Raw genomic sequence first — 24,245 nt, forward strand, 5'->3', positions numbered from 1 at the left:
CAGCCGTGACCCACGCAGAATTCGTACCGCAGTGAAAGGAGTGGTGCAGCCGTGACCGACGAACTGCTCGGGCGCCACAAGGCCGTACTGCCCGACTGGCTCGCGCTCTACTACGCGGACCCGCTGGAGATCACCCACGGCGAGGGCCGTCATGTCTGGGACGCCGCCGGCGAGAAGTACCTCGACTTCTTCGGCGGCATCCTCACCACGATGACGGCGCACGCGCTCCCCGAGGTCACCAAGGCGGTGAGCGAGCAGGCCGGGCGGATCGTCCACTCCTCGACGCTCTACCTCAACCGGCCGATGGTCGAGCTCGCCGAGCGCGTCGCGCAGATGTCCGGCATCCCGGACGCCCGCGTCTTCTTCACCACCTCCGGCACCGAGGCCAACGACACCGCGCTGATGCTGGCCACGACGTACCGGCGCAGCAACCAGATCCTGGCGATGCGCAACAGCTACCACGGCCGCTCCTTCAGCGCGGTCGGCATCACCGGAAACAAGGGGTGGTCCCCGACCTCGCTGTCCCCCCTCCAGACGCTGTACGTGCACGGCGGTGTCCGCACCCGAGGCCCGTACGCGGACCTCGACGACGCCGACTTCATCACCGCCTGTGTCGCCGACCTGGAGGACCTGCTCGGCCACGGCCGCCCACCGGCCGCGCTGATCGCCGAACCGATCCAGGGCGTCGGCGGCTTCACCTCACCGCCCGACGGGCTGTACGCGGCTTTCCGTGAGGTGCTGCAGCGGCACGGCGTGCTGTGGATCGCCGACGAGGTGCAGACCGGCTGGGGCCGCACCGGCGACAACTTCTGGGGCTGGCAGGCGCACGGGCAGAACGGGCCGCCGGACATCCTCACCTTCGCCAAGGGCATCGGCAACGGCATGTCCATCGGCGGTGTCGTCGCCCGTTCCGAGGTCATGAACTGCCTGGACAGCAACTCGATCTCGACCTTCGGCGGCACCCAGATCACCATGGCCGCGGGACTCGCCAACCTGAACTACCTGGTCGAGCACGACCTCCAGGGCAACGCGCGGCGCGTCGGCGGGCTGCTCATCGAGCGGCTGCGGGCGATCACCGCGCAGATCCCCGCGGTCAAGGAAGTGCGCGGCCGGGGACTCATGATCGGCATCGAGCTGGTGAAGCCCGGTACCGACGAGGCCAACCCCGAGGCCGCGTCAGCCGTCCTCGAAGCCGCCCGCCGGGAGGGCCTGCTGATCGGCAAGGGCGGTGGTCACAACACCAGCGCGCTGCGTATCGCGCCCCCGCTGTCGCTGACCGTCGCCGAGGCGGAGGAGGGCGCCGACGCCCTCGAACGCGCTCTGAGGAGCATCCAGTAACGCCGGACGCAGCAGATGTGATGCGACAGATGTAAGGAACCCCGCGCCATGACCACCGCCTTGGAACCCGCCCTGTCGGTACGCCAGGTCCTCGCCCTGGACCGGGTCCTCGCCGGGGAGCCCGAGGTGGTGGCCGGGGCCGGTCAGCTCGACCGGCCCGTGCGCTGGGTGCACGTGGCCGAGGCGCCCGACGTCGGCGTGATGCTCAGCGGCGGCGAGATGGTCCTCACCACCGGGGTCCTGCTCGCCGGCGACGAGGAGGCACAGGCCGAGTACATCCGCTCGCTGTACCGGGCCGAGGCCGCGGCGGTCGTCCTCGGCCTCGGCCGGGCCTTCCCGACGCCGCCCGACGTGATGCGACGGGCGGCGGAGCGGTGCGGTCTGCCCATGGTGGTGCTGCACCGGCCGTTCCCCTTCGCCGAACTGACCGAGGAGGTGCAGTCCCGGCTCGTACGGCGGAAGTTCGCGGCCGTGAGCCTGTCCGAGGCCGTCCGCACGGCCCTGACCGGGCTGATCACCGCGGGTGCCCCGCTGCAACGGCTGCTCGACGAGATCGCCCAGCACGCGGGCTGTCCGCTCGTCGTCACCAACCTCGCCCACCGTGTGCTCGCCACGGCGGGGGAGCGGTCGGCGGTCGACGACGTGCTGCGCGACTGGGAACGCATCTCCCGCCAGGCGGGCGGCACCCAGGGCGACGGCTGGATCCGGGCCGAGCTGGGCGGACGCGGGGAGCGCTGGGGGCAGATCGTGCTGTGCGGCTACCGGGGCGACACCGCCACCGGGCGGCTGCTCGCCGACCGGGCCGCCGAGGCGCTCGTCCTGCACCGCATGCTCGGCGGCGCGGCGCACTCCTGGGAGGAACAGTCCGCCCAGAGCCTGCTGACGGACCTCGTCTCCGGGGTCGTCCCGGCCCGGCAACTGCTGCCCAGGGCGCGGGCGGCGGGGCTGCCGGTCAACCGCCGCACCTTCGTGCCCCTCGTCGTACGCGACGGCGATCCCGCCCAACTCGACCGCGTCTTGCGGATGTTGGGCCTTCCGGGCCTCGTCGCCGAACTGGCGGAGGGGGCCACCGCCGTACTCCTCAGTCTCGCCCGGGACCAGGACGCGCCGGCGCTCACCGCGCACTTCGCGACGCGGCTGCGGTCCGAGTCGGGGGTGGGCCGGACGGTCGTGGCCGCCGCCGAGGCGCGGACCACCTGGGAGGACGTGCCGGGCGGGCTGCGGGAGGCGCGTCATGTGGCGGACGCGGTCGCCCAGTCCGCCACGACCGGGCTGGACCTCCCCGTCGTCGTACGCCTCCGTGATGTCCATCTGCGCGGTCTGATCCGGCTGTTGCGCGACGACCCGCACGTCCAGGCCTTCGCCGAGCGGGAGTTGGACGGGCTGCTGTGCGGCGACGGACACACCGAGCAGGATCTGCTGCCCGTCCTGCGGACCTATCTGGCGACCGGCCGCAACAAGTCGCACACCGCTCAGCTGCACCATGTGAGCCGGCCCGCGCTGTACCGCCGGCTGGAGGCCATAGAGGCCCGCCTGGGGGTGGACCTCGACGACTTCGAACAGGCCGCCTCCGTCCACATCGCCCTCCTCGCCCACGACGCGCAACAGGCCTGAAACATGCCGGGACCTGCGAAAACGGCGGTGAAACATGCGCCCAGGAAGGGGTGACACGGTGGAACGGAGAAGGCCCGCAGACGTGACACCGTGCAACTCAAACCGGCTTCCCGGACTTCCTACTCTCGCTGCACACCGAGTGACCGGAGGTCCCGATGAGCAGAGTCATCCGCGCAGCCATCTTCCAGACGGCCTGGACCGGCGACAAGGAGTCGATGATCCAGGTCCACGAGCAGGCGGCCCGCGACGCGGCCGCCCAGGGTGCTCAAGTGCTGTGCTTCCAGGAGCTGTTCTACGGGCCCTACTTCTGCCAGGTCCAGGACAAGGCGTTCTACGAGTACGCGGAAGCGATCCCCGACGGCCCCATCGTCAAGCGCTTCCAGGCGCTCGCCAAGGAACTCGGCCTCGTCCTCGTGCTGCCGATGTACGAGGAGGAGCAGCCGGGCGTCCTCTACAACACCGCCGCCGTGCTCGACGCGGACGGCAAGTACCTCGGCAAGTACCGCAAGCACCACATTCCCCAAGTCCCCGGATTCTGGGAGAAGTTCTACTTCCGCCCCGGCAACGCGGGCTGGCCCGTCTTCGACACGGCGGTGGGGAGGATCGGCGTCTACATCTGCTACGACCGGCACTTCCCGGAGGGCTGGCGGGCACTGGGCCTCGGCGGCGCCGAGATCGTGTTCAACCCGTCGGCCACCTCGCGCGGCCTGTCCCGCTACCTCTGGCAGCTGGAGCAGCCGGCGTCGGCCGTCGCCAACGAGTACTTCATCGGCGCCATCAACCGGGTCGGCGTCGAGGAACTCGGCGACAACGACTTCTACGGCACCTCCTACTTCGTGGACCCCGAGGCCCAGTTCGTCGGCGAGGTGGCCAGCGACAAGGAGACCGAACTCGTCGTCCGCGACCTGGACCTGGCCAAGCTCCGCGAGGTCCGCGACCGCTGGCAGTTCTTCCGCGACCGCCGCCCGGACGCGTACGGCCCGCTGACGGCGCCGTAGCAACGCCCCCCCGCGCCCTTGGGGTCCCGCAGGGGCCTTCAAGGGGCGCGGGGAACTGCGCGACCAGCCACAGACGACCGGCACTGTCCCGACAACCGAACGGAGCGTGACCGAATGAGCGGCCGTACAGTCATCCGCGGCGGTCTCGTCATCACAGCCTCGGATGAGATCCACGCCGATGTCCTGATCGAGGACGGCCGTGTAGTCGCCCTCGCCGCCGGCGGCACCACCACCGCCGACGCCTGGACCGCCGACCGCGTCCTCGACGCCACCGGCAAGTACGTCATCCCGGGCGGCGTCGACGCCCACACCCACATGGAGCTCCCCTTCGGCGGCACCTTCGCCTCCGACACCTTCGAGACCGGCACCCGCGCCGCCGCCTGGGGCGGTACGACGACGATCGTCGACTTCGCCGTGCAGAGCGTCGGCCACAGCCTCCGCGAGGGGCTCGACGCCTGGCACGCCAAGGCGGAGGGCAACTGCGCGATCGACTACGGCTTCCACATGATCGTGTCGGACGTCAACCAGGACACGCTCAAGGAGATGGACCTGCTGGTGCAGGAGGGCGTGACCTCCTTCAAGCAGTTCATGGCCTACCCGGGCGTCTTCTACAGCGACGACGGCCAGATCCTGCGGGCCATGCAGCGCTCCGCCGACAACGGCGGGCTGATCATGATGCACGCGGAGAACGGCATCGCGATCGACGTCCTGGTCGAACAGGCCCTGGCGCGCGGCGAGACCGACCCCCGCTACCACGGCGAGGTCCGCAAGGCCCTGCTCGAAGCCGAGGCCACCCACCGCGCCATCAAGCTCGCCCAGGTCGCGGGCGCCCCCCTGTACGTCGTGCACGTCTCGGCGATGGAGGCAGTCGCCGAGCTGGCACGGGCCCGCGACGAGGGGCTCAACGTCTTCGGCGAGACCTGCCCGCAGTATCTGTTCCTCTCCACGGACAACCTCGCCGAGCCGGACTTCGAGGGCTCCAAGTACGTGTGCAGCACGCCTCTGAGGCCGCGCGAACACCAGGCCAAGCTGTGGCAGGGTCTGCGCACCAACGACCTCCAGGTGGTCTCCACCGACCACTGCCCCTTCTGCTTCGTCGGGCAGAAGGAACTCGGCCGCGGGGACTTCTCCAAGATCCCCAACGGTCTCCCGGGCGTCGAGAACCGGATGGACCTCCTGCACCAGGCGGTCGTGGACGGGCACATCTCGCGCCGCCGCTGGATCGAGATCGCCTGCGCGACCCCGGCCCGGATGTTCGGCATGTACCCGAAGAAGGGCACGATCGCGCCGGGCGCGGACGCCGACATCGTGATCTACGACCCGCACGCCGAGCAGGTCATGTCCGCCCGGACGCACCACATGAACGTCGACTACTCGGCGTACGAGGGCAAGCGCACCACCGGCCGGGTCGAGACGGTCCTCTCGCGCGGCGAACTCGTCATCACCGAGCGGGAGTACACCGGGCACGCCGGGCACGGTGCCTACACGCCCCGCTCCACCTGTCAGTACCTCAACTAGGAGTGGAGCACATGGACTTCGGACTCGTCCTGCAGACCGACCCGCCGGCCTCGCGTGTCATCGAGCTGATGAAACGCGCCGAGGACAACGGCTTCACGTACGGCTGGACCTTCGACTCCGCCGTGCTCTGGCAGGAGCCGTTCGTCATCTACAGCCAGATCCTCTCCAGCACGACGAGACTGACGGTCGGCCCGATGGTCACCAACCCGGGCACCCGCACCTGGGAGGTCACCGCCTCGACCTTCGCCACGCTCAACGACATGTTCGGCAACCGCACGGTCTGCGGCATCGGCCGCGGTGACTCGGCGATGCGGGTCGCCGGCCGCAAGCCCAACACGCTGGCCCGGATCAGCGAGGCGATGAAGGTCATCCGCTCGCTGGGCAGCGGGGGAGAGGCCGACCTCGGCGGCACGGTCATCCGGTTCCCCTGGATCAAGGAGGGCGCCGAACTCCCGGTCTGGATGGCCGCGTACGGCCCCAAGGCCCTGAAGATGACCGGTGAGGAGGCCGACGGCTTCATCCTCCAGCTTTCCGACCTCTACCTCACCGAGTACATGGTCAAGGCGGTCAAGGACGCGGCCGTGGCCGCCGGGCGCGACCCGTCCGAGGTGAAGATCTGCGTGGCCGCCCCCGCGTACGTCACCGAGGACGACTCGCCCGAGGCGCTGGCCCACGCGCGCGAGCAGTGCCGCTGGTTCGGCGGGATGGTCGGCAACCACGTCGCCGATCTGGTGTCCAAGTACGGGGAGCACTCGGCGGCCGTACCGGAGGAGCTGACGGACTACATCAAGGCGCGCGAGGGGTACGACTACTCCCACCACGGGCGGGCCGACAACCCCGACACCCAGTTCGTGCCCGACGAGATCGTCGACCGGTTCTGCGTCATCGGTACCCCGGAGGCGCACATCGAGAAGCTGAACGCGCTGCGGGCTCTCGGCGTGGACCAGTTCGCCGTCTACGACATGCACGACGCCCAGGAGAGGGTGATCGACGCGTACGGCTCGACGGTCATCCCGGCGCTCAACGGCTGACCGGGCTTCCCCGAACGGCTCCGCGGCTGCGACAATCCGGCCACCCCGAACCGGAACCAACCGCTGCGAACCGGTCCTCAAGACCCCTCAAGACCCCCCACACCTTGTCTCCTTCCCCTCCGCCGTCCCGGAGGGGAAGGGCCCAAGGCCTCCGCACGGCCTTTCTTCCCGTCCCGCCTCCCCTGATTGGCCTGCCCATGACCGACATAGCTCCCCCGGGGGCGCCGACAGCCCAGTCCGCCGACCCCTCCGGCCGGATCGAGCTCGCCCCCGGGGCCTTCCCCGCCGACAGCCCCTTCGCCAACGAGGACCTGCGCCCCGTACCCGTCTCCGAGCGCAAGTGGACGACGTACAACTTCGCGGCGCTGTGGATCTCCATGGCCCACTGCATCCCCAGCTGGACCCTCGCCTCCGGCCTGGTCGCCCTCGGCATGGACTGGAAGCAGGCCGTCTTCACCATCGCCCTGGCCAACGTCATCGTGCTGCTGCCGATGCTGGCCACCGGGCACGCCGGACCCAAGTACGGCATCCCCTTCCCGGTGCTGGCCCGCGCCTCCTTCGGTCTGCGGGGCGCCAACATACCGGCGATGATCCGGGCGGCCGTGGCCTGCGGCTGGTTCGGCATCCAGACCTGGATCGGCGGCTCCGGCATATTCGCGCTCGGCTCCAAGCTCACCGGAGGTGAGTGGGAGAGCGCGGGGAAGATCGCGGGCAACCCCTGGCCGCTGTGGCTCTGCTTCATCCTCTTCTGGGCGTTGCAGATAGCGATCATCTACCGCGGCATGGACTTCCTGCGGCACTTCGAGAACTGGGCCGCGCCGTTCGTGATCGTCGGCGCGCTCGTGCTGCTGGTCTGGATCGCGGTCGAGGCCGACGGCTTCGGCGCACTGCTCGACCAGCCGTCCAAGCTCGGCTGGGGCGCCGACTTCTGGCCGGTGTTCTTCCCGTCATTGATGGGAATGATCGGCTTCTGGGCCACTTTGTCCCTGAACATCCCTGACTTCACCCGCTTCGGCGCCAGCCAGAAGGCGCAGACCTGGGGTCAGTCCCTCGGTCTGCCCACCACGATGACGCTCTTCGCGATCCTCGCCGTGCTGGTCACCTCCGGCTCCGAGGTCGTCTACGGCGAGGCCATCTGGGACCCGGTCACGCTGGCCGCCAAGGCCGACAACGTCTTCGGACTCCTCTTCGCCCTGATCACCGTGCTGGTCGCCACCATCTCCGTGAACATCGCGGCGAACGTGGTCTCACCGGCCTACGACCTGGCGAACCTCGCCCCGAAGCTCATCAACTTCCGTACGGGCGCGCTCATCACGGGTGTCGTCGGCATCCTGATCTTCCCGTGGAAGCTGATCTCCACGCCCGAGTTCTACATCTTCACCTGGCTCGGCGTCGTCGGCGGTCTGCTCGGCACCGTGGCCGGCATCCTCATCGCCGACTACTGGATCGTCCGCCGTACCGTCCTGCACCTGGCGGACCTCTACACGCCCGGCGGGCGCTACTGGTACGCCTCCGGCTGGAACTGGCGGGCGATCGCGGCCTTCGTGGTCGGCGGTCTGCTCGCGGTCGGCGGTTCGTACTCGACCGTCTCCGAGGACGGTGTGTCGTCGGGACCGTTCCCGCACGACGGCCTGATCCCCTTCCTCAAGCCGCTCGCCGACTACGGCTGGGCGGTGGGCCTGGGCGCGTCGATGCTGCTGTACGTGGTGCTGATGGCCGGCGAACGGGCGAAGATCCGGACCGAGAAGGAGCGGGTGACCGTCTGACGGGCCCGTGAGCGCGGCGGCGGCCGTGCTGGAAGACGCCCCTACGCGGTGTTCTCCAGCACGGCCGCCGCTTCCTTCGCGGCCTTGATGGCGCCCTTGTTGATCTCGTCCGTGCCGGGCGCCTTCTGTGACTCGAAGTCGCTGCCGTTGTAGGTGACGACCACCAGGGCGTTGGACATCCGGACGTACACCACGCCCTCACGGGTCTGCTGCTTGTCCTCCGTGGTGAGGTTCACGACGGAATAGGCCTCGTCACCGAGACCGGGCACGGCGCCGCCGCCGCTCTTCTCCGTGGTGCGCGTCTTGTAGGCGCTCGCGGCCTTGTCGTCCGACTGCTGGATCTCGTACGAGACGTCGAGCCAGCGGTAGTCGAAGCCCTTGAGCGCGTTCCACGAGCAGGTGCGGCGGACGGACTCGTTGGTCGACGCGATCTCCTTGCCGGCCGTCTTCGCGCCGGGAACAAGTGAGGTGACCGTTTTCTTCGTGACGCCGGAGCAGGGCGAGGGCGCCTTCTCGTACGTCTTGGTCACGGTCGTCGTCGACGGCGCGGACGTGTCGGTCGAGACGGGTCCCGACGCCGTGTCCTGCGCGGAGTCCTCCCCGGCCGGGCTCGCGGACAGCGGACCGGACGACAACGCCCAGCCCGCGACGGCGAGTACGGCGACCGGCATCAGTCGCGCGGTGAGGGCGAGCGGCAGAGGGAGATCACGCACAGCGCACTTCTCGGGGTCGAGGCGGCGGTACCGCCGGGCGGTGGGGTACGCCAGTGTCACACGACTGCCTGTGGGACGAAAGTGCGAACTCGCTCCGTGCATACACGGTGACTGGGTCTCCCACGTGCGAAGTGGTGGCGTCCCGGGCGGAAGCAGGGCGTCCGCGCAGCGTTCGTGTGAGGATCGGCCCATGATCCCGATACGCGGCCGTACGGCCTTCCGCGCGCTCCTGGGGGCGGCGCTGACCCTGGCCGTCGGTGCCTGCGGACTCTCGGACGAAGTGGACCGCGAACTCGATCCCGACCGCGCGGCACCGCCGCGATCGGCCTCGCCGACGCCCCCGCACGTGCCGGAGGGGCTGCGGGTCTCGGAACCGCCCGTGGCCCCGGAGACGGAACCCGGCGCGGGGCCCGCCGAGGCCGCCTCACCCGACGCCACGGCCGCCTGTCCGACCTCCGGAGTGCGCATGCTGCCCGGCCTCGTGGAGGCGGCGATGGGCCTGCGGGCGATGAGCGTGACCCTCACCAACTGCGGCGAGAAGACGTACACCGTCAAGGGCTACCCCTCGATCCAACTGCTCGACGCGGACGGCGAGGCCTACGACGACGTACGCGTCCTCCAGGGCCCCCAGGACATCACCACGGGCGTGCCCGACCTCGGTCCGCACCAAGTCACCCTGAAACCCGGCGAGTCCGCGGCGACCTCGCTGGTCTGGCGCAACACGGTCACCGAGGTCGACGTACCGGCCGTCAACGCCCCCGGCCTGCGCATCGCCCCGCTCCCCGGCCGCCCCGCCGAGGTCCTCACCCCCGACGGCGGCCTCGACCTCGGCAACACGGGCCGCCTCGGCACGACGGCATGGACGAAGCCGGCCCCGGATTTCTGACCCGCCCGCGCTCTTAACCGGTTGCGGGTCCGTCGTGGTGATCAGCACCCTGGATCCATGAGCCGGTCACCGTACGACACCGGGCCCCAACTCCCCTCCCTGCCCGAGGAGATACTCGCCTACTACGAGCGCGGAGGGGAGCTCACCCGCCTCAGGCAGGGCGCCGGTCGGCTGGAGTTCTGGCGCACCCAGGACCTCCTTCGCCGACTGCTGCCCGAGGCGCCCGCGCGGGTGCTGGACGTCGGTGGCGGCACCGGGATCCACGCCGAATGGCTGGCCGAGGACGGGTACGAGGTCGAGGTCGTCGATCCCGTTCCGCTGCACGTGGAGCGGTCCGGGCGGCTGCCCGGGGTCACCGCCCGGCTCGGCGACGCCCGTGCACTGCCCGCCGACACCGCCGCATACGACGTCGTGCTTGTCCTCGGACCGCTTTACCATCTGCCCGAACGCGCGGACCGGATACGGGCGTTGGCGGAGGCCCGGCGGGCGGTGCGGCCGGGTGGCGTGGTCGTCGCGGCCACGATCAACCGCTTCGCGGGGCTCAACGACACCCTCATGCAGGGGAACTACTTCATCCCGGAGCGCCGCGAGCGCACCGACGCCGTGTCGGCCCACGGCAGGCACCGGTACTCGTCGGCGGACCCGCACTTCACCACCGCCTACTTCGCCGATCCGGCCGACGTACCGGGCGAGTTCGCCGAGGCCGGGCTCGCGCCCGACGGGCAGTACGGCGTCGAGGGCGTCGCCTGGCTGATGGGCGGGGTGGAGGAGTGGCTGGACGACCCGGAGCGCCGGGAGGCCGTGCTGGCGGCGACCCGACGTATCGAGTCGGAGCCCACGCTGCTCGGGGCGAGCGGACATGTGCTGACGGTGGGGCGGAGGCCGGGAGAGGAGTTGGAGGGCCGCCTCGGCTGAGCCGTGGTCAGCCGCGCGCTGCGTACGATCACGGAACGCCCGTCGCGCAGTGAGGAGTCCGCCCGTGTTCACCACTCGACCGACGCTCCAGGGGACCTTCGGCATGGTGTCCTCCACGCACTGGCTCGCCTCGCAGTCGGCGATGGCGGTCCTGGAGGACGGCGGCAACGCCTTCGACGCGGCCGTGGCGGCCGGCTTCGTCCTGCACGTCGTCGAACCGCACCTCAACGGCCCGGCGGGCGAGGTGCCCATCATCCTCGCCCCGGCCGGTGGCGAGGTCCGGGTGCTGTGCGGACAGGGCGTGGCACCCGCCGGGGCGTCCGCCGCGCACTACCGCGGGCTGGGTCTCCGACTCGTCCCCGGCACGGGCCCGTTGGCCGCCGCCGTGCCGGGCGCGTTCGACGCGTGGATGCTCCTCCTGCGCGATCACGGCACCAAGGACCTGGCCGACGTCCTGAAGTACGCGATCGGGTACGCGGAGGACGGACACGCGCCCGTGGAGAACGTGGGGGCGACCGTCGAGTCCGTGCGGGACCTCTTCGAGAAGGAGTGGCTGTCGTCGGCGGAGGTGTACCTGCCGGACGGGCACGCGCCCCGACCCGGCGAGCTGTTCCGCAACCCGGCCCTGGCCGCCACCTGGCGGCGGCTGCTCGCCGAGGTCGAGGGGGCCGGGGACCGGGAGGCCCGGATCGAGGCGGCGCGCGCGGTGTGGCGCTCCGGCTTCGTCGCCGAGGCCCTCGTCCGGCAGGCCGGCCGGCCCACCCTGGACACCAGCGGCGAACGCCACACCGGCACCCTCACCATGGCCGACCTGGCCGCCTGGTCCGCGACGTACGAGGCACCGGCGACGTACGACTGGAACGGCTGGACCGTGTGCAAGGCGGGCCCCTGGAGCCAGGGCCCGGTCCTGCTCCAGCAACTGGCCCTGCTGCCGGCCGAGCCGCCCCCGTACGGGTCCGCCGCGTACGTGCACCTCCTCGTCGAGGGCTGCAAGCTCGCCATGGCGGACCGGGAGGCCTGGTACGGGGACGCGGCGCCGGTGCCGCTCGCCGAACTGCTGTCCGACGAGTACAACGCCGCGCGGCGGGCCCTCGTCGGCGACACGGCCTCCCGCGAACTGCTGCCGGGGGCCCCGGGCGGCCGTACCCCGCGACTGAGCTCGTACGCGCGCGTGGTGGCCACCGACGAACCGGGCTCCAGCGCGCTGGGCGTCGGCGAGCCCACGGTCGCCAAGGGCCTCGGGGGAGTCGGCGAGCCCACCGTGGCGAAGAGCCCCCGGTCGCCGGTGCCGGGGGAGCCGGAGGTCGCGGCGGACGGTGCCACCCGGGGCGACACCTGCCACCTCGACGTCGTCGACCGCTGGGGCAACATGGTCGCGGCCACGCCCAGCGGCGGCTGGCTGCAGTCCAACCCGGTGGTGCCCGAGCTGGGCTTCCCGCTCGGCACCCGGCTGCAGATGGCCTGGCTGGACGAGGGTCTGCCCAACTCCCTCACCCCGGGCCGCCGCCCGCGCACCACGCTCACCCCGTCGCTGGCGCTGCGCGACGGTGTGCCCGTCATGGCCTTCGGCACGCCCGGCGGCGACCAGCAGGACCAGTGGCAGCTGCACTTCTTCCTCGCCGTCGCCCTCCGTCCGAGGGTGCGCGGCGGCCTCGACCTCCAAGGGGCGATCGACGCCCCCAACTGGCACAACGACAGCTTCCCCGGCTCGTTCTACCCGCGCGGCATGCGTCCCGGCAGCCTCACCGTCGAGTCCCGGATGCCCCCGCGGGTCGTCGAGGAACTGCGCCGACGCGGCCATGACGTCGTAGTCGGCGAGGCCTGGTCCGAGGGCCGGCTGTGCGCGGTCGCACGCGACCCGGAGACCGGCGTGCTGTCGGCGGCGGCGAATCCGCGCGGCATGCAGGGGTACGCGGTCGGGCGCTGAGCGCGGGCAGCCTCTCGGAGCCCGGTGTTCACGGCGATTCCCTCCCGAATACACCGAACGGGTGGGGATTGTCAGTGCCGCGTGCTGTCATGGAGGCATGATCGAAGACAACGAAACCATCGACGAGTTTCTCGCCCGCCACGCCTCGGACGTCGAGGAAGCGATCCGCAAGGCCGCCGCCACGGAGATCATGCCGCGCTTCCGGCAGCTCGCCGCGCACGAGATCGACCAGAAGAGCGGCCCGCACGACCTGGTGACCGACGCCGACCGCAAGGCCGAGCTGTATCTGACCGAGGTGCTCCCCGCGCTGCTGCCCGGCTCGGTCGTGGTCGGCGAGGAGGCGGTGCACGCCGCTCCCGCGTCGTACGAGGCGCTCCAGGAGGAGGCGCCGGTCTGGATCGTCGACCCGGTGGACGGCACCCGGCCGTTCGTGCGCGGCGAGCCGGGCTTCTGCACCCTCGTCACCCTCGCCCGGGGCGGCGTCCTGCTCGTCTCCTGGACGTACGCGCCCGCCCTCGACCGGCTCGCCGTGGCGATCCGCGGTCAGGGGGCCACGCTCGACGGCGAGCCGCTGCGTGCCGGGTCGCCCGACCCCGGCCGCGACCTCGTCATAGCCACCTCCCACCCGGACTACACCACGGAGGAGCAGAAGCGGGCCCTGCTCGGCCTGTGGACCGACGGGGTGTCCCCGCGCGCCTGCGGCTCGGCCGGGCTGGAGTATCTCGCCATCGCCGAGGGCAACCTGGACGCGGTCGCCTTCAGTTGGGAAGCGGCCTGGGACCACGCGGCCGGCCTCCTCCTGGTCGAGGAGGCGGGCGGCGCCCACCTCACCCTGTCCGGCGAGCCCTTCCGCATCACGGGCGGCAACGCCCTGCCCTTCACCGCGTCCCGGGACGCGGCCACGGCCCGCCGGGTGGTGGAGCTGCTGGCGGGCAGGGCCTGAGCGGAGAAGGAACGCGGCGCGGCGTGCACGGACGGCGACGCGAGCGACGGCACGCACCGGCGCGCGCGGCCCAGGGCGCGAGACCTCCGGCGCGGGCCACCCGTGACGGGCGCTGTCGGCGCCGCGGCATATCCTGAGCGCAGGTCTCGCCCACGGCGGGAGCCCGGTGGCGAGGCCTGGTGGTCATCGGCTGACGACGACGAAGGGGTCCGGACGTGCCGTCGATGCTCGACGCGGTGGTGGTGGGGGCGGGGCCGAACGGCCTGACGGCCGCCGTGGAGCTGGCCCGCCGCGGGTTCTCCGTGGCCGTGTTCGAGGCGAAGGACACCGTGGGAGGGGGCGCCCGCACCGCGGAGCTGACCCTGCCCGGCTTCCACCACGACCCCTGCTCGGCGGCCCACCCGCTCGGCGTCAACTCGCCCGCGTTCAAGGCGATGCCGCTCCACCGCTACGGCCTGGAATGGCTGCACGCGGACCTCCCGATGGCGCACCCCTTCCTCGACGGGTCGGCGGCCGTGCTGTCGCGCTCGGTGGGGGAGACGGCCGCCTCGTTCGGGCCGCGTGACGCGGGCGCGTACCGCAGGCTGGTCGAGCCCTTCTTGCCCCGGTGGGACACGCTGGTGCGGGACTTCATGTCGCTGCCGCTGTCCGCCCTGCCCCGTGATCCGGTCACCCTCGCCCGCTTCGGCCTCGTCGGACTGCCGCCCTCGACCTGGCTGATGCGCCGCTTCAAGGACGAGCGGGCCAAGGCACTGTTCGCCGGACTCGTCGCCCATGTCATCGCCCCGCTCGGCGGCCTCGCCACCGGCGCCGTCGGTCTGGTCTTCGCCCTGGCCGCGCACGCCGCGGGCTGGCCGGTCGCCAGGGGAGGCTCGCAGGCCATCTCCGACGCGCTCGCCGCCTATCTGAAGGACCTCGGCGGCACCGTCCACACCGACTACGAGGTCAAGCGCCTCGACGACCTGCCGCCGGCCCGCGCCTACGTCTTCGACACCTCACCCACCGCGCTGGCCCGGATCGCGGGCTTCGGCGGCCACTACGACGCCTATCGCTACGGCGCGAGCGTCTTCAAGCTCGACTACGCGCTGGACGGCCCCGTGCCGTGGACCGCCGAGCAGGCGCGCCGCGCCGGCACCGTCCAGGTCGGCGCGAGCAGGGCCGAGATCGGCGCGGCACTCGACGCGGCCTCCCGACAGGGCCGCGCGCCCGACCCGCCGTTCCTGATCACCGTGCAGCCCACCCTGGTGGACCCCGGCAGAGCCCCCGAGGGCAAGCACGTCTTCTGGGCGTACGGCCACGTCCCGAACGGCTGGACGGGCGACCTGACGGACGCCGTCGAGCGCCAACTGGAGCGGTTCGCCCCGGGGTTCCGCGACCGTGTCCTGGCCCGAGCCACCGCCGGCCCGCCCGAGCTCGCCGCGCACAACGCGAACTACGTGGGCGGCGACATCGCCTGCGGCGCCGCCTCCGGCCTCCAACTGCTGCTCCGCCCCAAGCTTTCGCTCCGCCCGTACGCCACCCCGCACCCGGCCGTCTTCATCTGCTCCTCCGCGACCCCGCCGGGACCCGGGGTGCACGGGATGTCGGGCCACAACGCGGCCAAGGCGGTGTGGCGCAGGCTGCGGCAGGAACCCTGAGTTCACCCGTGCGCCGAGCAACATCTCGGACAACATGCCCAGCAACATCTCGGACAACATAACGAACAGACAAAGGTCTTCACACTTTCTCCATGCGAATGCTCAAGTGGCGTGGGTAAGTTGCCGCCATGAAAGATCGGAGAGCGGTACCGGGCTCCGGCTCACGGCCCCGACCGGGCCTCGCCGACCTCGCACAACTCGTCCGCGCCCCCGCCGCGTTGAGCGTCCCGGGCGACGTGCTCGCGGGCGCCGCCGCCGCGGGGCACCCGCTGGGCCTGCGGACGGTCGGCGTGATGGGGTCGTCCGTCTGCCTCTACTGGGCCGGCATGGCCCTCAACGACTACGCCGACGCCACGATCGACGCGGTCGAGCGCCCCGAACGCCCCGTCCCGTCCGGCCGTGTCCCGCGCCGCACCGCCCTCGCCGTCGCGGGCACCCTGACCGCCGGAGGCCTCGCCCTCGCCGCCGCCTCGGGGGGCCGCCGGAGCCTCATGGGAGCGCTTCCGCTGGCAGCCGCCGTGTGGGCCTACGACCTGAAACTCAAGTCCACCCCGGCCGGCCCGGCCGCCATGGCCTCCGCGCGCGCCCTCGACGTGCTCGCGGGTGCGTTGGCCGCCGGGCGCGGACCGCACCGCACCGCCGGAACCGGTGCCGCCCTGCTGCGCGGCACCGTCCCCGCCGCGCTGGTCGGCGCCCACACCTACACCCTGACCGCCCTCAGCCGCCACGAGATCTCGGGCGCCCCCGCCCGGCTGCCGGCCGCGACCCTCGCCGCCTCCACGACCACCGCCCTCGCCACGGCACTCCCGGCCGCACGCACGGCCGCGGCCTGGCGTGCCGGGCGACTTCAGGGGCGCGCCGGCACCACCGCGGCCGCCCGGGCCGTCGTGGTGACCGCGGGCGCCCTCGCCTACCTCGGCAGCTACGGCACGGCTCAGGCCCGTGCCGTGGGGGCACCGTCGGGCGAGAACGTACGACGGGCCGTCGGGGCCGGGATCCTCGGGCTGATGCCCCTGCAGGCGGCGTTGACCGCACGGAGCGGAGCCACGGCAGCGGCGGCGGCACTCGGCGTCCTACACCCCCTCGCGCGGCGGCTCGCCCGGCGCATCTCCCCCACCTGAACAGCACGGACCTCCGCAGGAGGAAAGCCGGAATGACCCCGCCCCCCACCCCCCTCAGATTCGGCTACGGCACCAACGGCTTCACCAACCACCGGCTGGGCGACGTCCTCGCGGTCCTCGCCGACCTCGGCTACGACGGTGTCGCCCTCACCCTCGACCACGGCCACCTCGACCCGTACGCGGACGATCTGCCCCGGCGGGTGGCCGCGATCGCCCGGGACCTGGCCCGGCACGGACTGGACGTCACCGTGGAGACCGGCGCGCGCTACCTCCTCGACCCCTGGGGCAAGCACCACCCGACCCTCATGGTGGACGGGGCCGAGCGCAGGATCGACCTGCTGCGACGGGCCGTACGCATCGCCGCCGACCTCGGCTCGCCCACCGTCCACCTGTGCAGCGGCCCGGCGCCCGACGACGGGCTGCCGGAGCGGGACGCGTGGAAACGGCTCGCGGCGGGCGTCGAGAGCGTCCTGGAGACGGCGGAGGAGTTCGGCGTCTCGCTGGCCTTCGAACCCGAGCCGTACATGTTCGTCGACACCGTGGAGCGGTGCCTCGAACTCGCCGACCTGGTCGGTGGGCACGAGCTGTTCGGCATCACCCTCGACGTCGGGCACGCGCACTGCGTGGAGGACCTGACCGTGCTGGAGTGCGTCCGCCTCGCCGCGCCGCGACTGCTGAACGTGCAGATCGAGGACATGCGCAGGGGTGTCCACCGGCATCTCGAACTCGGCACCGGCGAGATCGACTTCCCACCCGTGCTCGCCGCCCTCCAGGACCTCGACCACCGCGGACTGGTCTCCGTGGAGATCCAGGGCGGTTCCCTCGACGCCCCCGAAGTCGCCCGCCGCTCCCTCGACTTCCTGCGCGCGGCGACGACCTGACCCGGCCCTGCCCGACGACCTCACCCGGCACCCGTCACGTGGTGCCCCCCTTCCCCCGCACTCCGGGTCCTCCACCCCCACAGGAGGTTGTTCCGTCATGGTATCCACCCGAATGCCGCCCTCCGAGACGGCCGAACACTCCGATCCCCGACCCCTCCTCGCCCACCACCCGCTGGACCCGGCAGCCCGCGCCTGGCTCGACGAGTCCGTGGCCCGTGTCACCGCACGCCCCGCCGCCGTACGCACCCTGTTCCCCGCCGTCCGAAGACGTTGCGGGCGTGCCCGGCTGGACGCGCGCTGGACCGTCGACGAGGCGGCCCGCGCCGTCCTGCTGACCGCGTTGCCGCTGGGCGGACGGCCGCTGGCCGACGAACTGGCCGGCCTGCACCGCCACGGCGACCCGGCCGAACAGCGGGCGGTCCTGCGGACCCTGCCGCTGCTCGCCGCCCCGGACGGAGGCGACGCGGCCCGGGAGCCCCTCGGCGACCTCGCCCTGCCGCTCGTCCGTGAAGCCCTGCGGGGCAACGACAGCGGCATCATCGAGGCCGCCCTCGGCCCGTACGGCGCGGCCCGGCTGCCTGACGCCGAATACCGGCAGGCCGTGCTGAAGTGCGTGTTCCAGGAGATCCCCCTGGACCGGATCGACGGGCTTCCCGCCCGTGCCGACGCCGAACTCGCCCGGATGCTGGCCGACTTCGCGCACGAGCGGGTCGCCGCCGGGCGCGCCGTACCGGCGGACATCTGGCCCGTCGTCCGGCCCTTCCCCGCGGCCGACCGGCTCACCGACCGACTCACCGTCGAGACACGGGCCGCCGCGCCCGAGCGCCGAGAGGCCGCCGAGCACGCCCTGGAGGCACTCCACCGGGCCACGGCCTTCCCCTAGCCACGGCCTTCCCCTAGCCACGGCCTTCCCCTAGCCACGGCCTTCCCCTAGCCACGGCCTTCCCCTAGCCACGGCCTTCCCCGGACCTCGCCTCTTTCCCTTGCGACTGCCTCCTCGTGGCCACGGCCTCCCGTAGTCAGTGCCTTGCCGCAGCAACCGCAACCGCAGCAACCCCAACGCAGCAACTGCAACCGCAGCAACCGCCCCAACCGCAACCGCAACCGCAGCCACCGCCACACCGCAGCCACCGCTCCCGCACGGCCACGGCCTCCGCATGGTCACCGTGTCCGTCCGGCCACCTCCCCACGTCGTCACCGCCGCGGCCACCGCCGGCGCGGTTCACCGGATCACCCGAGGAAAAGGCCTGCCCGTGCGCATCTTCGACCCCCACATCCACATGACCTCCCGCACCACCGACGACTACGAGGCGATGCACGCGGCCGGAGTGCGCGCCGTCGTCGAGCCGGCGTTCTGGCTGGGCCAGCCCCGCACCTCGCCCGAGAGCTTCTACGACTACTTCGACGCGCTGCTCGGCTGGGAGCCCTACCGGGCCGCCCAGTTCGGCATCCAGCACTTCTGCACGATCGCCCTCAACCCCAAGGAGGCCAACGATCCGCGGTGCCGGCCCGTCCTGGACGAACTGCCCCGCTACCTCGCCAAGGACCGGGTGGTCGCGGTCGGCGAGATCGGCTACGACTCCATGACGCCGGAGGAGGACGAGGCCCTGGCGCTCCAGCTCCAGTTCGCGATCGAGCACGAACTGCCCGCCCTCGTGCACACCCCGCACCGCGACAAGGCCACCGGGACCCGTCGGACCCTGGACGTCGTACGGGAGTCGGGCATCGCCCCCGAACTCGTCGTCCTGGACCACCTCAATGAGCTGACCGTGGGCATGGTCCTCGACAGCGGCTGCTGGGCCGGATTCTCGATCTACCCCAGGACCAAGATGAGCGAGGACCGCATGGTGACCATCCTCCAGGAGCACGGCACCGAGCGCGTCCTCGTCAACTCGGCCGCCGACTGGGGCCGTTCGGATCCGCTCAAGACCCGGAGGACCGCGGACGCCATGCTCGCCGCCGGGTTCGACGACGACACCGTGGACCGGGTGCTGTGGCGCAACCCGGTCGCCTTCTACGGCCAGAGCGGACGGCTGGACCTCGACGAGCCCAAGCCGGACGAGGAGTCGAGCTTCCGGGGCAACTCCGTCCGGCGCGGCGGGGAGTGAGGGGACCCCCATGCGCTTCCGGCATCCCGACGACACCGCCGTCCACCTCGCCTATTGCAGCAACGTCCATCAGGCGGAGGACGTCGACGGCGTCCTCGCGCAACTCGCCGACCACGCGGAACCGGTGCGGGAGCGGCTGGGCGTCGACCGGCTGGGCATCGGCCTCTGGCTCGCCCGTGACGTGGTCGCCCGACTGATCTCGGAACCGGGCGAGTTGCGGCGACTCAAGGACGAACTCCGGGCCCGGGGCCTGGAGACCGTCACCCTGAACGCCTTCCCCTACGCCGGGTTCCACCGCGAAGTGGTCAAGAAGGACGTCTACCTCCCCGACTGGGCGGACGAGGCCCGCCTGAGCCACACCCTCGACTGCGCCCGTGTCCTCGCCGCGCTGCTGCCCGACGACGCGGAGCGCGGCAGCGTCTCGACCCTGCCGCTGGCCTGGCGCACACCCTGGCCGCCGGACCGCGCCGACACCGCCCGCCGCGCTCTGGACCGCCTCGCCGCCGGGCTCGCCACGATCGAGTCGGACACCGGCCGCCGCGTCCGCGTCGGCTTCGAACCCGAGCCCGGCTGCGTCGTGGAGACCACCGCCCAGGCCGTACGGGAACTGCGCGGCCTCGACCCGGAACGGCTCGGTGTCTGCCTCGACGCCTGCCACCTCGCCGTGCAGTTCGAGGAACCCGGCGAGGCCCTGCGCCGCCTGGCCGAGGCCGGGCTGCCGGTCGTCAAGCTCCAGGCGTCCTGCGCGGTGGAGGCCGCCGACCCGGCCGACCCCGCCGCCCGCGCGGCCCTGCGGCGCCTCGCGGAACCACGCTTCCTGCACCAGACGCGCACGATGGCCAGGCGGACGGGCCGGGAGCAGCGCACGGCGGCACGGTGGACGGACCCGGAGAAGCACACGCCGGCCGAGCGGGGGGATCCGCAGGTGCGGGGCGTCGACGATCTGCCGGACGCGCTGGACGGGGGCCTGCCCACGGACACCGGCCCCTGGCGCGTCCACTTCCACGCCCCGCTGCACGCCGACCCCGAACCGCCGCTGCGCACCACCGCCGACCAGTTGGGGCAGGTCCTGGCCGGACTCCTCGGTGGGCCCTCGGCCGACTGCGACCACATCGAGGTCGAGACCTACACCTGGTCCGTCCTGCCCGAACCGCCCACCGACCTGCCCGGCGGCATCGCCGCCGAACTCGCCTGGACCCGCGACCGGTTGACCGGCCTCGGCCTCAAGGACGACCAGCGATGAGTCCGCGACACCGTCCCGCGGGGAAGCCCCTGACCGGGCTCCCGGCCCACCCCCAAGGAGAACCATCGATGAGTCTTTGGCCCAGCACCGAGGAGCACCGGCGATGAGCACCCGACCCCGCCGGCTCGTCGTTCTCGACATCGTCGGACTCACCCCGAAACTGCTGGCGCACATGCCCGCCGTGGCCGCCCTCGGCGAGCGTGGCTTCCAGGCGCGGCTCGACCCCGTCCTGCCCGCCGTGACCTGCACGGTCCAGTCGACGTTCCTCACCGGCGAACCGCCCGCCGGGCACGGCGCGGTCGGCAACGGCTGGTACTTCCGGGACCTCGGCGAGGTGCTGCTGTGGCGCCAGCACAACGCGCTCGTGGGCGGCGAGAAGATCTGGGAGACGGCCCGCAGGACCGATCCCGGGTACAAGGTCGCCAACATCTGCTGGTGGTACGCGATGGGCGCGGACGTCGACCTCACGGTCACCCCGCGTCCGGTGTACTACTCCGACGGCCGCAAGGAACCCGACTGCTACACCTGGCCGCCGAGCCTGCACGACGAACTCACCGATCGCCTGGGCCCGTTCCCTCTGTTCACCTACTGGGGCCCCAACGCCGGCATGCCCTCCACCCAGTGGATCCTGGGCGCCGCCCGCCAGGTCTTCGACGAGCACGACCCGGACCTCACCCTCGTCTACCTCCCCCAACTCGACTACGAGCCGCAGCGATCCGGCCCGGACTCACCCGCCACGATCCGTGCCGCCCGCCAACTCGACGACGCGCTGCGCCCGTTGCTCGACCACTTCCGGCGCGAGGGCGCCACGGTGGTCGCCCTCAGCGAGTACGGCATCACGCCCGTGTCCCGCCCCGTCGACATCAACCGGGCCCTGCGCCGGGCCGGACTGCTCCAGGTGCACACCCAGGACGGCATGGAGTACCTCGACCCCTGGACCTCACGGGCCTTCGCGGTCGCCGACCACCAAGTGGCCCACGTGTACGTACGGGACCCGGCCGACACGGCGGAGGTCGCCAAGCTCCTGGCCGAACTCGACGGCGTGGACGAGGTGTTGGACGCCGAGGGCAAGGCCGCGCACGGCCTGGACCACGAACGCTCCGGCGAACTCGTCGCCGTCGCCGACCCCGACGCCTGGTTCACCTACTACTACTGGCTCGACGACGAGCGTGCCCCCGACTTCGCCCGCCAGGTCGAGATCCACCGCAAGCCCGGCTACGACCCCGCCGAGCTGCTCTACGACGAGACCGTCCCCGCGGTGAAGCTGCGCGCCATCGGCCAGGTCGCCCGCAAGAAGCTCGGCTTCCGCTACCGCATCAGCACGGTCCCGCTCAACCCCGCCGGCGTCCGCGGCAGCCACGGCCGCCTCCCCGCCGACCCCGACGACGGTCCCGTCCTGCTGTGCTCCACGAGCGAGCCGGCCCGCGAGGCGTACGCCGCCACCGAGATCAAGTCCCTGCTGCTGGGCCTCGCGGGGCTGACGCGAGAGGAGCCGCACGCATGACCACCCACCCTCCCCACCCTCCTCTTCCCACCCTGCGCCCGCTGCTCGACCCGTCGCCGGAGTACGCCAAGTGGCGCTCCGAGGAGCCGATCCGGCGGGTGACGATCTGGGGTGACAACAGCCCGTGGCTGATCACCCGGCACGAGGACGCCCGCGCGGTCCTCGCCGACCCCCGCTTCAGCGCCGACGCGACCCACGACGGCTTCCCCGGCTTCCGCCCGCAGTCGCCGCCCCGCGCGCCGGGGCAGTTCTTCATGATGGACCCGCCCGACCACACCCGCCTGCGCCGCGTCCTGATCCCCGACTTCACCTTCCGCCGCATCGAACAGCTGAGGCCGGCGCTCGCCCGGATCTGCGGCGAACTGCTCGGCGCGATGACGGCGGACGGCGCCACGACCGCCGACCTGGTGAAGGCGTACGCCCTGCCGCTGCCCTCGCTCGCCATCTGCGAGCTGCTCGGCGTGCCGTACGAGGACCACGACTTCTTCCAGCGGCAGGCGAACGCGTTCAGCAGTCTCTCGTCGGGGCCGAAGGAGATGATGGCCGCCCGCAAGGCCCTCCACACCTACCTGGGGGAACTGCTCGACCGGCGCGCCCGGGAGCCCGCCGACGATCTCCTCTCCCGTCTCGCGCGGGACCGGGTGGCGACCGGCGAGGTGAGCGTGCCCGAGGCCGTCGGCATCGCCTCGCTGTTGCTGGTGGCAGGACACGAGACGACCGCGAACATGTTTCCGCTGGCGGTCGTGGCCCTGCTGCGCCACCCGGCGCAACTGGCCGCCCTGCGCGCGGAGCCCGGTCTGTGGCCCGGTGCCGTCGAGGAACTCCTGCGTCATCTGACCGTCGCGCACTCGGGACTGCGCCGGATCGCCACCGAGGACGTGGAGGTGGCGGGCGTCCGTGTCCGCGCGGGCGAGGGCGTCCTCGTCGCCCTCCAGGCGGCCAACCGTGACCCGTCCGCCTTCACCGACCCCGACACCCTGGACGTCCGCCGCGACGCCGCCGGCCACCTGGCCTTCGGCCACGGACTGCACCAGTGCATCGGCCAGTCCCTCGCCCGCGCGGAACTCCAGGTCGGCCTGCCCGCCCTCTTCGACCGCCTGCCGGGACTGCGTCTGACCGTACCGCCGGAGGACTTCACGCTGACGATGACCACGGTCCACGGGGTGCGGTCGCTGCCGGTGGGCTGGTAGGCCGTACGGGATCGGCCCCCGCCCGCGGGCGCTGCGAGGCCTGTCGCGCGGGCCGGTCCCGACCGCCGCCGAGGGCGGCTCCGCACGGTCACCGTCGCCCGTCGCGCCCGTTCACGGAGCCGGTCGAAATCGGAGGCTCGCCCGTCCCGTCGGCTGGTATAGAGGCGGGCATGGTCACCATCACCCTCGTCCGGGGCGACATCACCCAACAGTCCGTCGACGCCATCGTCAACGCGGCCAACTCCTCCCTCCTGGGCGGGGGAGGAGTGGACGGCGCCATTCACCGGCGCGGCGGCCCCGCCATCCTGGCCGACTGCCGCAAACTCCGCGCCTCGTACTACGGCAAGGGCCTGCCCACCGGCCAGGCCGTGGCCACGACGGCGGGGGACCTGGACGCGCGCTGGGTCATCCACACGGTCGGACCCGTCCACAGCCAGAGCCTCGACCGCTCCGCGCTCCTCGCCTCCTGCTACCGCGAATCCCTCCGTGTCGCCGACGAGTTGGGAGCCCGGACGGTCGCCTTCCCGGCCGTCTCCGCCGGTGTCTACGGCTGGCCCATGGCGGACGCCGCCCGTATCGCCGTGGAGACGGTCCGCTCCACCGAGACCTCGGTCGAGGAGGTCAGGTTCGTCCTCTTCGACGACGAGGCGTACCAGGCGTTCGCCGAACAGGCGGGCTGACACCGGCACCGAGGGCGGGACGCGGCCCGGTGCCGCCCTCCCGCACTCTGACGGGCGAACGACGAGAGCGAGTCGAACGGAGGCGTACGGAGCTGCCCGCCGCGGGAAACACGCTGGTCAGGGTCGGCGATGTCGTGGGGCGGCGTGCCTGCCCGGGGCGCCGCGCTCGTGTTGCGGCGCGTCGTGACGCCTCCCACCGTGAGCGCAAGGACAGCTGCTTCGAAAGGAACGT

Annotated in this window: 20 protein-coding genes; 19 read left to right on the forward strand and 1 reads right to left on the reverse strand. The window is 72.2% G+C overall.

Going from position 1 to position 24,245, the window contains the following annotated elements:
* The first annotated feature begins 51 nt into the window (after window positions 1-51).
* From RM704_RS04515 to RM704_RS04540, 6 genes are all read left to right on the forward strand, one after another.
* Window positions 52-1,338, forward strand: coding sequence for an aspartate aminotransferase family protein (locus RM704_RS04515; protein WP_033529853.1), 1,287 nt, complete (start codon window positions 52-54; stop codon window positions 1,336-1,338).
* A 48-nt stretch (window positions 1,339-1,386) separates the two neighbouring features.
* The gene (locus RM704_RS04520; protein ID WP_033529852.1) at window positions 1,387-2,952 is read left to right on the forward strand and encodes a PucR family transcriptional regulator; all 1,566 of its coding nucleotides are present in this window, start codon (window positions 1,387-1,389) and stop codon (window positions 2,950-2,952) included.
* Between the two features lie 155 nt (window positions 2,953-3,107).
* Window positions 3,108-3,950 (forward strand): nitrilase-related carbon-nitrogen hydrolase, encoded by an 843-nt coding sequence (locus tag RM704_RS04525; RefSeq protein ID WP_033529851.1) that lies wholly within the window; start codon window positions 3,108-3,110, stop codon window positions 3,948-3,950.
* Window positions 3,951-4,064: 114 nt separating this feature from the next.
* Window positions 4,065-5,468 carry a dihydropyrimidinase gene (hydA, locus tag RM704_RS04530; protein ID WP_033529850.1) on the forward strand — a complete coding sequence of 468 codons (1,404 nt, stop codon included), beginning with the start codon at window positions 4,065-4,067 and terminating at the stop codon, window positions 5,466-5,468.
* 11 nt (window positions 5,469-5,479) lie between these two features.
* Complete coding sequence (locus RM704_RS04535; RefSeq protein ID WP_033529849.1) at window positions 5,480-6,499, forward strand: TIGR03842 family LLM class F420-dependent oxidoreductase; 1,020 nt, start codon at window positions 5,480-5,482, stop codon at window positions 6,497-6,499.
* Between the two features lie 197 nt (window positions 6,500-6,696).
* Window positions 6,697-8,265, forward strand: coding sequence for an NCS1 family nucleobase:cation symporter-1 (locus RM704_RS04540; protein WP_033529848.1), 1,569 nt, complete (start codon window positions 6,697-6,699; stop codon window positions 8,263-8,265).
* Window positions 8,266-8,306: 41 nt separating this feature from the next.
* Here RM704_RS04540 and RM704_RS04545 read toward each other — a convergent pair whose 3' ends face one another.
* Entirely contained in the window at window positions 8,307-8,978 is a 672-nt protein-coding gene (locus RM704_RS04545; RefSeq protein WP_033530023.1) for a hypothetical protein, read from the reverse strand.
* A gap of 190 nt (window positions 8,979-9,168) precedes the next feature.
* Between RM704_RS04545 and RM704_RS04550 the strand changes: the two genes are divergently transcribed.
* The 13 genes from RM704_RS04550 (at window position 9,169) to RM704_RS04610 (ending at window position 24,013) form a co-directional block, all read left to right on the forward strand.
* Window positions 9,169-9,864, forward strand: a complete 696-nt coding sequence (locus tag RM704_RS04550; protein WP_052146263.1) for a DUF4232 domain-containing protein — start codon at window positions 9,169-9,171, stop codon at window positions 9,862-9,864.
* A 57-nt stretch (window positions 9,865-9,921) separates the two neighbouring features.
* Window positions 9,922-10,779: a class I SAM-dependent methyltransferase gene (locus RM704_RS04555; protein WP_033529847.1), complete on the forward strand. Its 858-nt coding sequence runs from the start codon at window positions 9,922-9,924 to the stop codon at window positions 10,777-10,779.
* A gap of 64 nt (window positions 10,780-10,843) precedes the next feature.
* A complete protein-coding gene (locus RM704_RS04560) occupies window positions 10,844-12,706 on the forward strand; it encodes a gamma-glutamyltransferase family protein (protein ID WP_033529846.1) in 1,863 nt (620 codons plus the stop codon).
* 97 nt (window positions 12,707-12,803) lie between these two features.
* Window positions 12,804-13,649, forward strand: coding sequence for an inositol monophosphatase family protein (locus RM704_RS04565; RefSeq protein ID WP_033529845.1), 846 nt, complete (start codon window positions 12,804-12,806; stop codon window positions 13,647-13,649).
* Window positions 13,650-13,873: 224 nt separating this feature from the next.
* Window positions 13,874-15,286 (forward strand): phytoene desaturase family protein, encoded by a 1,413-nt coding sequence (locus tag RM704_RS04570; RefSeq protein WP_033529844.1) that lies wholly within the window; start codon window positions 13,874-13,876, stop codon window positions 15,284-15,286.
* A 128-nt stretch (window positions 15,287-15,414) separates the two neighbouring features.
* A complete protein-coding gene (locus tag RM704_RS04575) occupies window positions 15,415-16,407 on the forward strand; it encodes an SCO3242 family prenyltransferase (protein ID WP_033529843.1) in 993 nt (330 codons plus the stop codon).
* Window positions 16,408-16,439: 32 nt separating this feature from the next.
* Window positions 16,440-17,288, forward strand: a complete 849-nt coding sequence (locus RM704_RS04580; protein WP_033529842.1) for a sugar phosphate isomerase/epimerase family protein — start codon at window positions 16,440-16,442, stop codon at window positions 17,286-17,288.
* Between the two features lie 97 nt (window positions 17,289-17,385).
* On the forward strand, window positions 17,386-18,171 hold the full coding sequence (locus RM704_RS04585) for an EboA domain-containing protein (RefSeq protein ID WP_033529841.1): 786 nt from the start codon (window positions 17,386-17,388) through the stop codon (window positions 18,169-18,171).
* A gap of 370 nt (window positions 18,172-18,541) precedes the next feature.
* Window positions 18,542-19,396, forward strand: a complete 855-nt coding sequence (locus RM704_RS04590) for a TatD family hydrolase (RefSeq protein WP_033529840.1) — start codon at window positions 18,542-18,544, stop codon at window positions 19,394-19,396.
* 10 nt (window positions 19,397-19,406) lie between these two features.
* Window positions 19,407-20,639: a metabolite traffic protein EboE gene (gene eboE / locus RM704_RS04595; protein WP_033529839.1), complete on the forward strand. Its 1,233-nt coding sequence runs from the start codon at window positions 19,407-19,409 to the stop codon at window positions 20,637-20,639.
* A gap of 103 nt (window positions 20,640-20,742) precedes the next feature.
* Window positions 20,743-22,143, forward strand: coding sequence for an alkaline phosphatase family protein (locus RM704_RS04600; protein WP_033529838.1), 1,401 nt, complete (start codon window positions 20,743-20,745; stop codon window positions 22,141-22,143).
* A complete protein-coding gene (locus RM704_RS04605) occupies window positions 22,140-23,333 on the forward strand; it encodes a cytochrome P450 (protein WP_033529837.1) in 1,194 nt (397 codons plus the stop codon). Before RM704_RS04600 ends, RM704_RS04605 begins: the two co-directional genes overlap by 4 nt.
* 170 nt (window positions 23,334-23,503) lie before the next feature.
* Entirely contained in the window at window positions 23,504-24,013 is a 510-nt protein-coding gene (locus tag RM704_RS04610) for an O-acetyl-ADP-ribose deacetylase (RefSeq protein ID WP_033529836.1), read from the forward strand.
* Window positions 24,014-24,245 lie beyond the last annotated feature (232 nt).

The organism is Streptomyces gottesmaniae, from assembly GCF_031845845.1.
Lineage (GTDB): Bacteria > Actinomycetota > Actinomycetes > Streptomycetales > Streptomycetaceae > Streptomyces > Streptomyces akebiae.

What these genes read in the sequence shown, in the direction of transcription:
- RM704_RS04525 (WP_033529851.1), top strand. Translation starts at nt 3,108, where the DNA reads ATGAGCAGAGTCATCCGCGCAGCCATCTTCCAGACGGCCTGGACCGGC.
- RM704_RS04605 (WP_033529837.1), top strand. Translation starts at nt 22,140, where the DNA reads ATGACCACCCACCCTCCCCACCCTCCTCTTCCCACCCTGCGCCCGCTG.
- RM704_RS04535 (WP_033529849.1), top strand. Translation starts at nt 5,480, where the DNA reads ATGGACTTCGGACTCGTCCTGCAGACCGACCCGCCGGCCTCGCGTGTC.
- RM704_RS04550 (WP_052146263.1), top strand. Translation starts at nt 9,169, where the DNA reads ATGATCCCGATACGCGGCCGTACGGCCTTCCGCGCGCTCCTGGGGGCG.
- hydA (WP_033529850.1), top strand. Translation starts at nt 4,065, where the DNA reads ATGAGCGGCCGTACAGTCATCCGCGGCGGTCTCGTCATCACAGCCTCG.
- RM704_RS04585 (WP_033529841.1), top strand. Translation starts at nt 17,386, where the DNA reads ATGGTATCCACCCGAATGCCGCCCTCCGAGACGGCCGAACACTCCGAT.
- eboE (WP_033529839.1), top strand. Translation starts at nt 19,407, where the DNA reads ATGCGCTTCCGGCATCCCGACGACACCGCCGTCCACCTCGCCTATTGC.
- RM704_RS04600 (WP_033529838.1), top strand. Translation starts at nt 20,743, where the DNA reads ATGAGCACCCGACCCCGCCGGCTCGTCGTTCTCGACATCGTCGGACTC.
- RM704_RS04580 (WP_033529842.1), top strand. Translation starts at nt 16,440, where the DNA reads ATGACCCCGCCCCCCACCCCCCTCAGATTCGGCTACGGCACCAACGGC.
- RM704_RS04520 (WP_033529852.1), top strand. Translation starts at nt 1,387, where the DNA reads ATGACCACCGCCTTGGAACCCGCCCTGTCGGTACGCCAGGTCCTCGCC.
- RM704_RS04565 (WP_033529845.1), top strand. Translation starts at nt 12,804, where the DNA reads ATGATCGAAGACAACGAAACCATCGACGAGTTTCTCGCCCGCCACGCC.
- RM704_RS04570 (WP_033529844.1), top strand. Translation starts at nt 13,874, where the DNA reads ATGCTCGACGCGGTGGTGGTGGGGGCGGGGCCGAACGGCCTGACGGCC.
- RM704_RS04540 (WP_033529848.1), top strand. Translation starts at nt 6,697, where the DNA reads ATGACCGACATAGCTCCCCCGGGGGCGCCGACAGCCCAGTCCGCCGAC.
- RM704_RS04555 (WP_033529847.1), top strand. Translation starts at nt 9,922, where the DNA reads ATGAGCCGGTCACCGTACGACACCGGGCCCCAACTCCCCTCCCTGCCC.
- RM704_RS04575 (WP_033529843.1), top strand. Translation starts at nt 15,415, where the DNA reads ATGAAAGATCGGAGAGCGGTACCGGGCTCCGGCTCACGGCCCCGACCG.
- RM704_RS04610 (WP_033529836.1), top strand. Translation starts at nt 23,504, where the DNA reads ATGGTCACCATCACCCTCGTCCGGGGCGACATCACCCAACAGTCCGTC.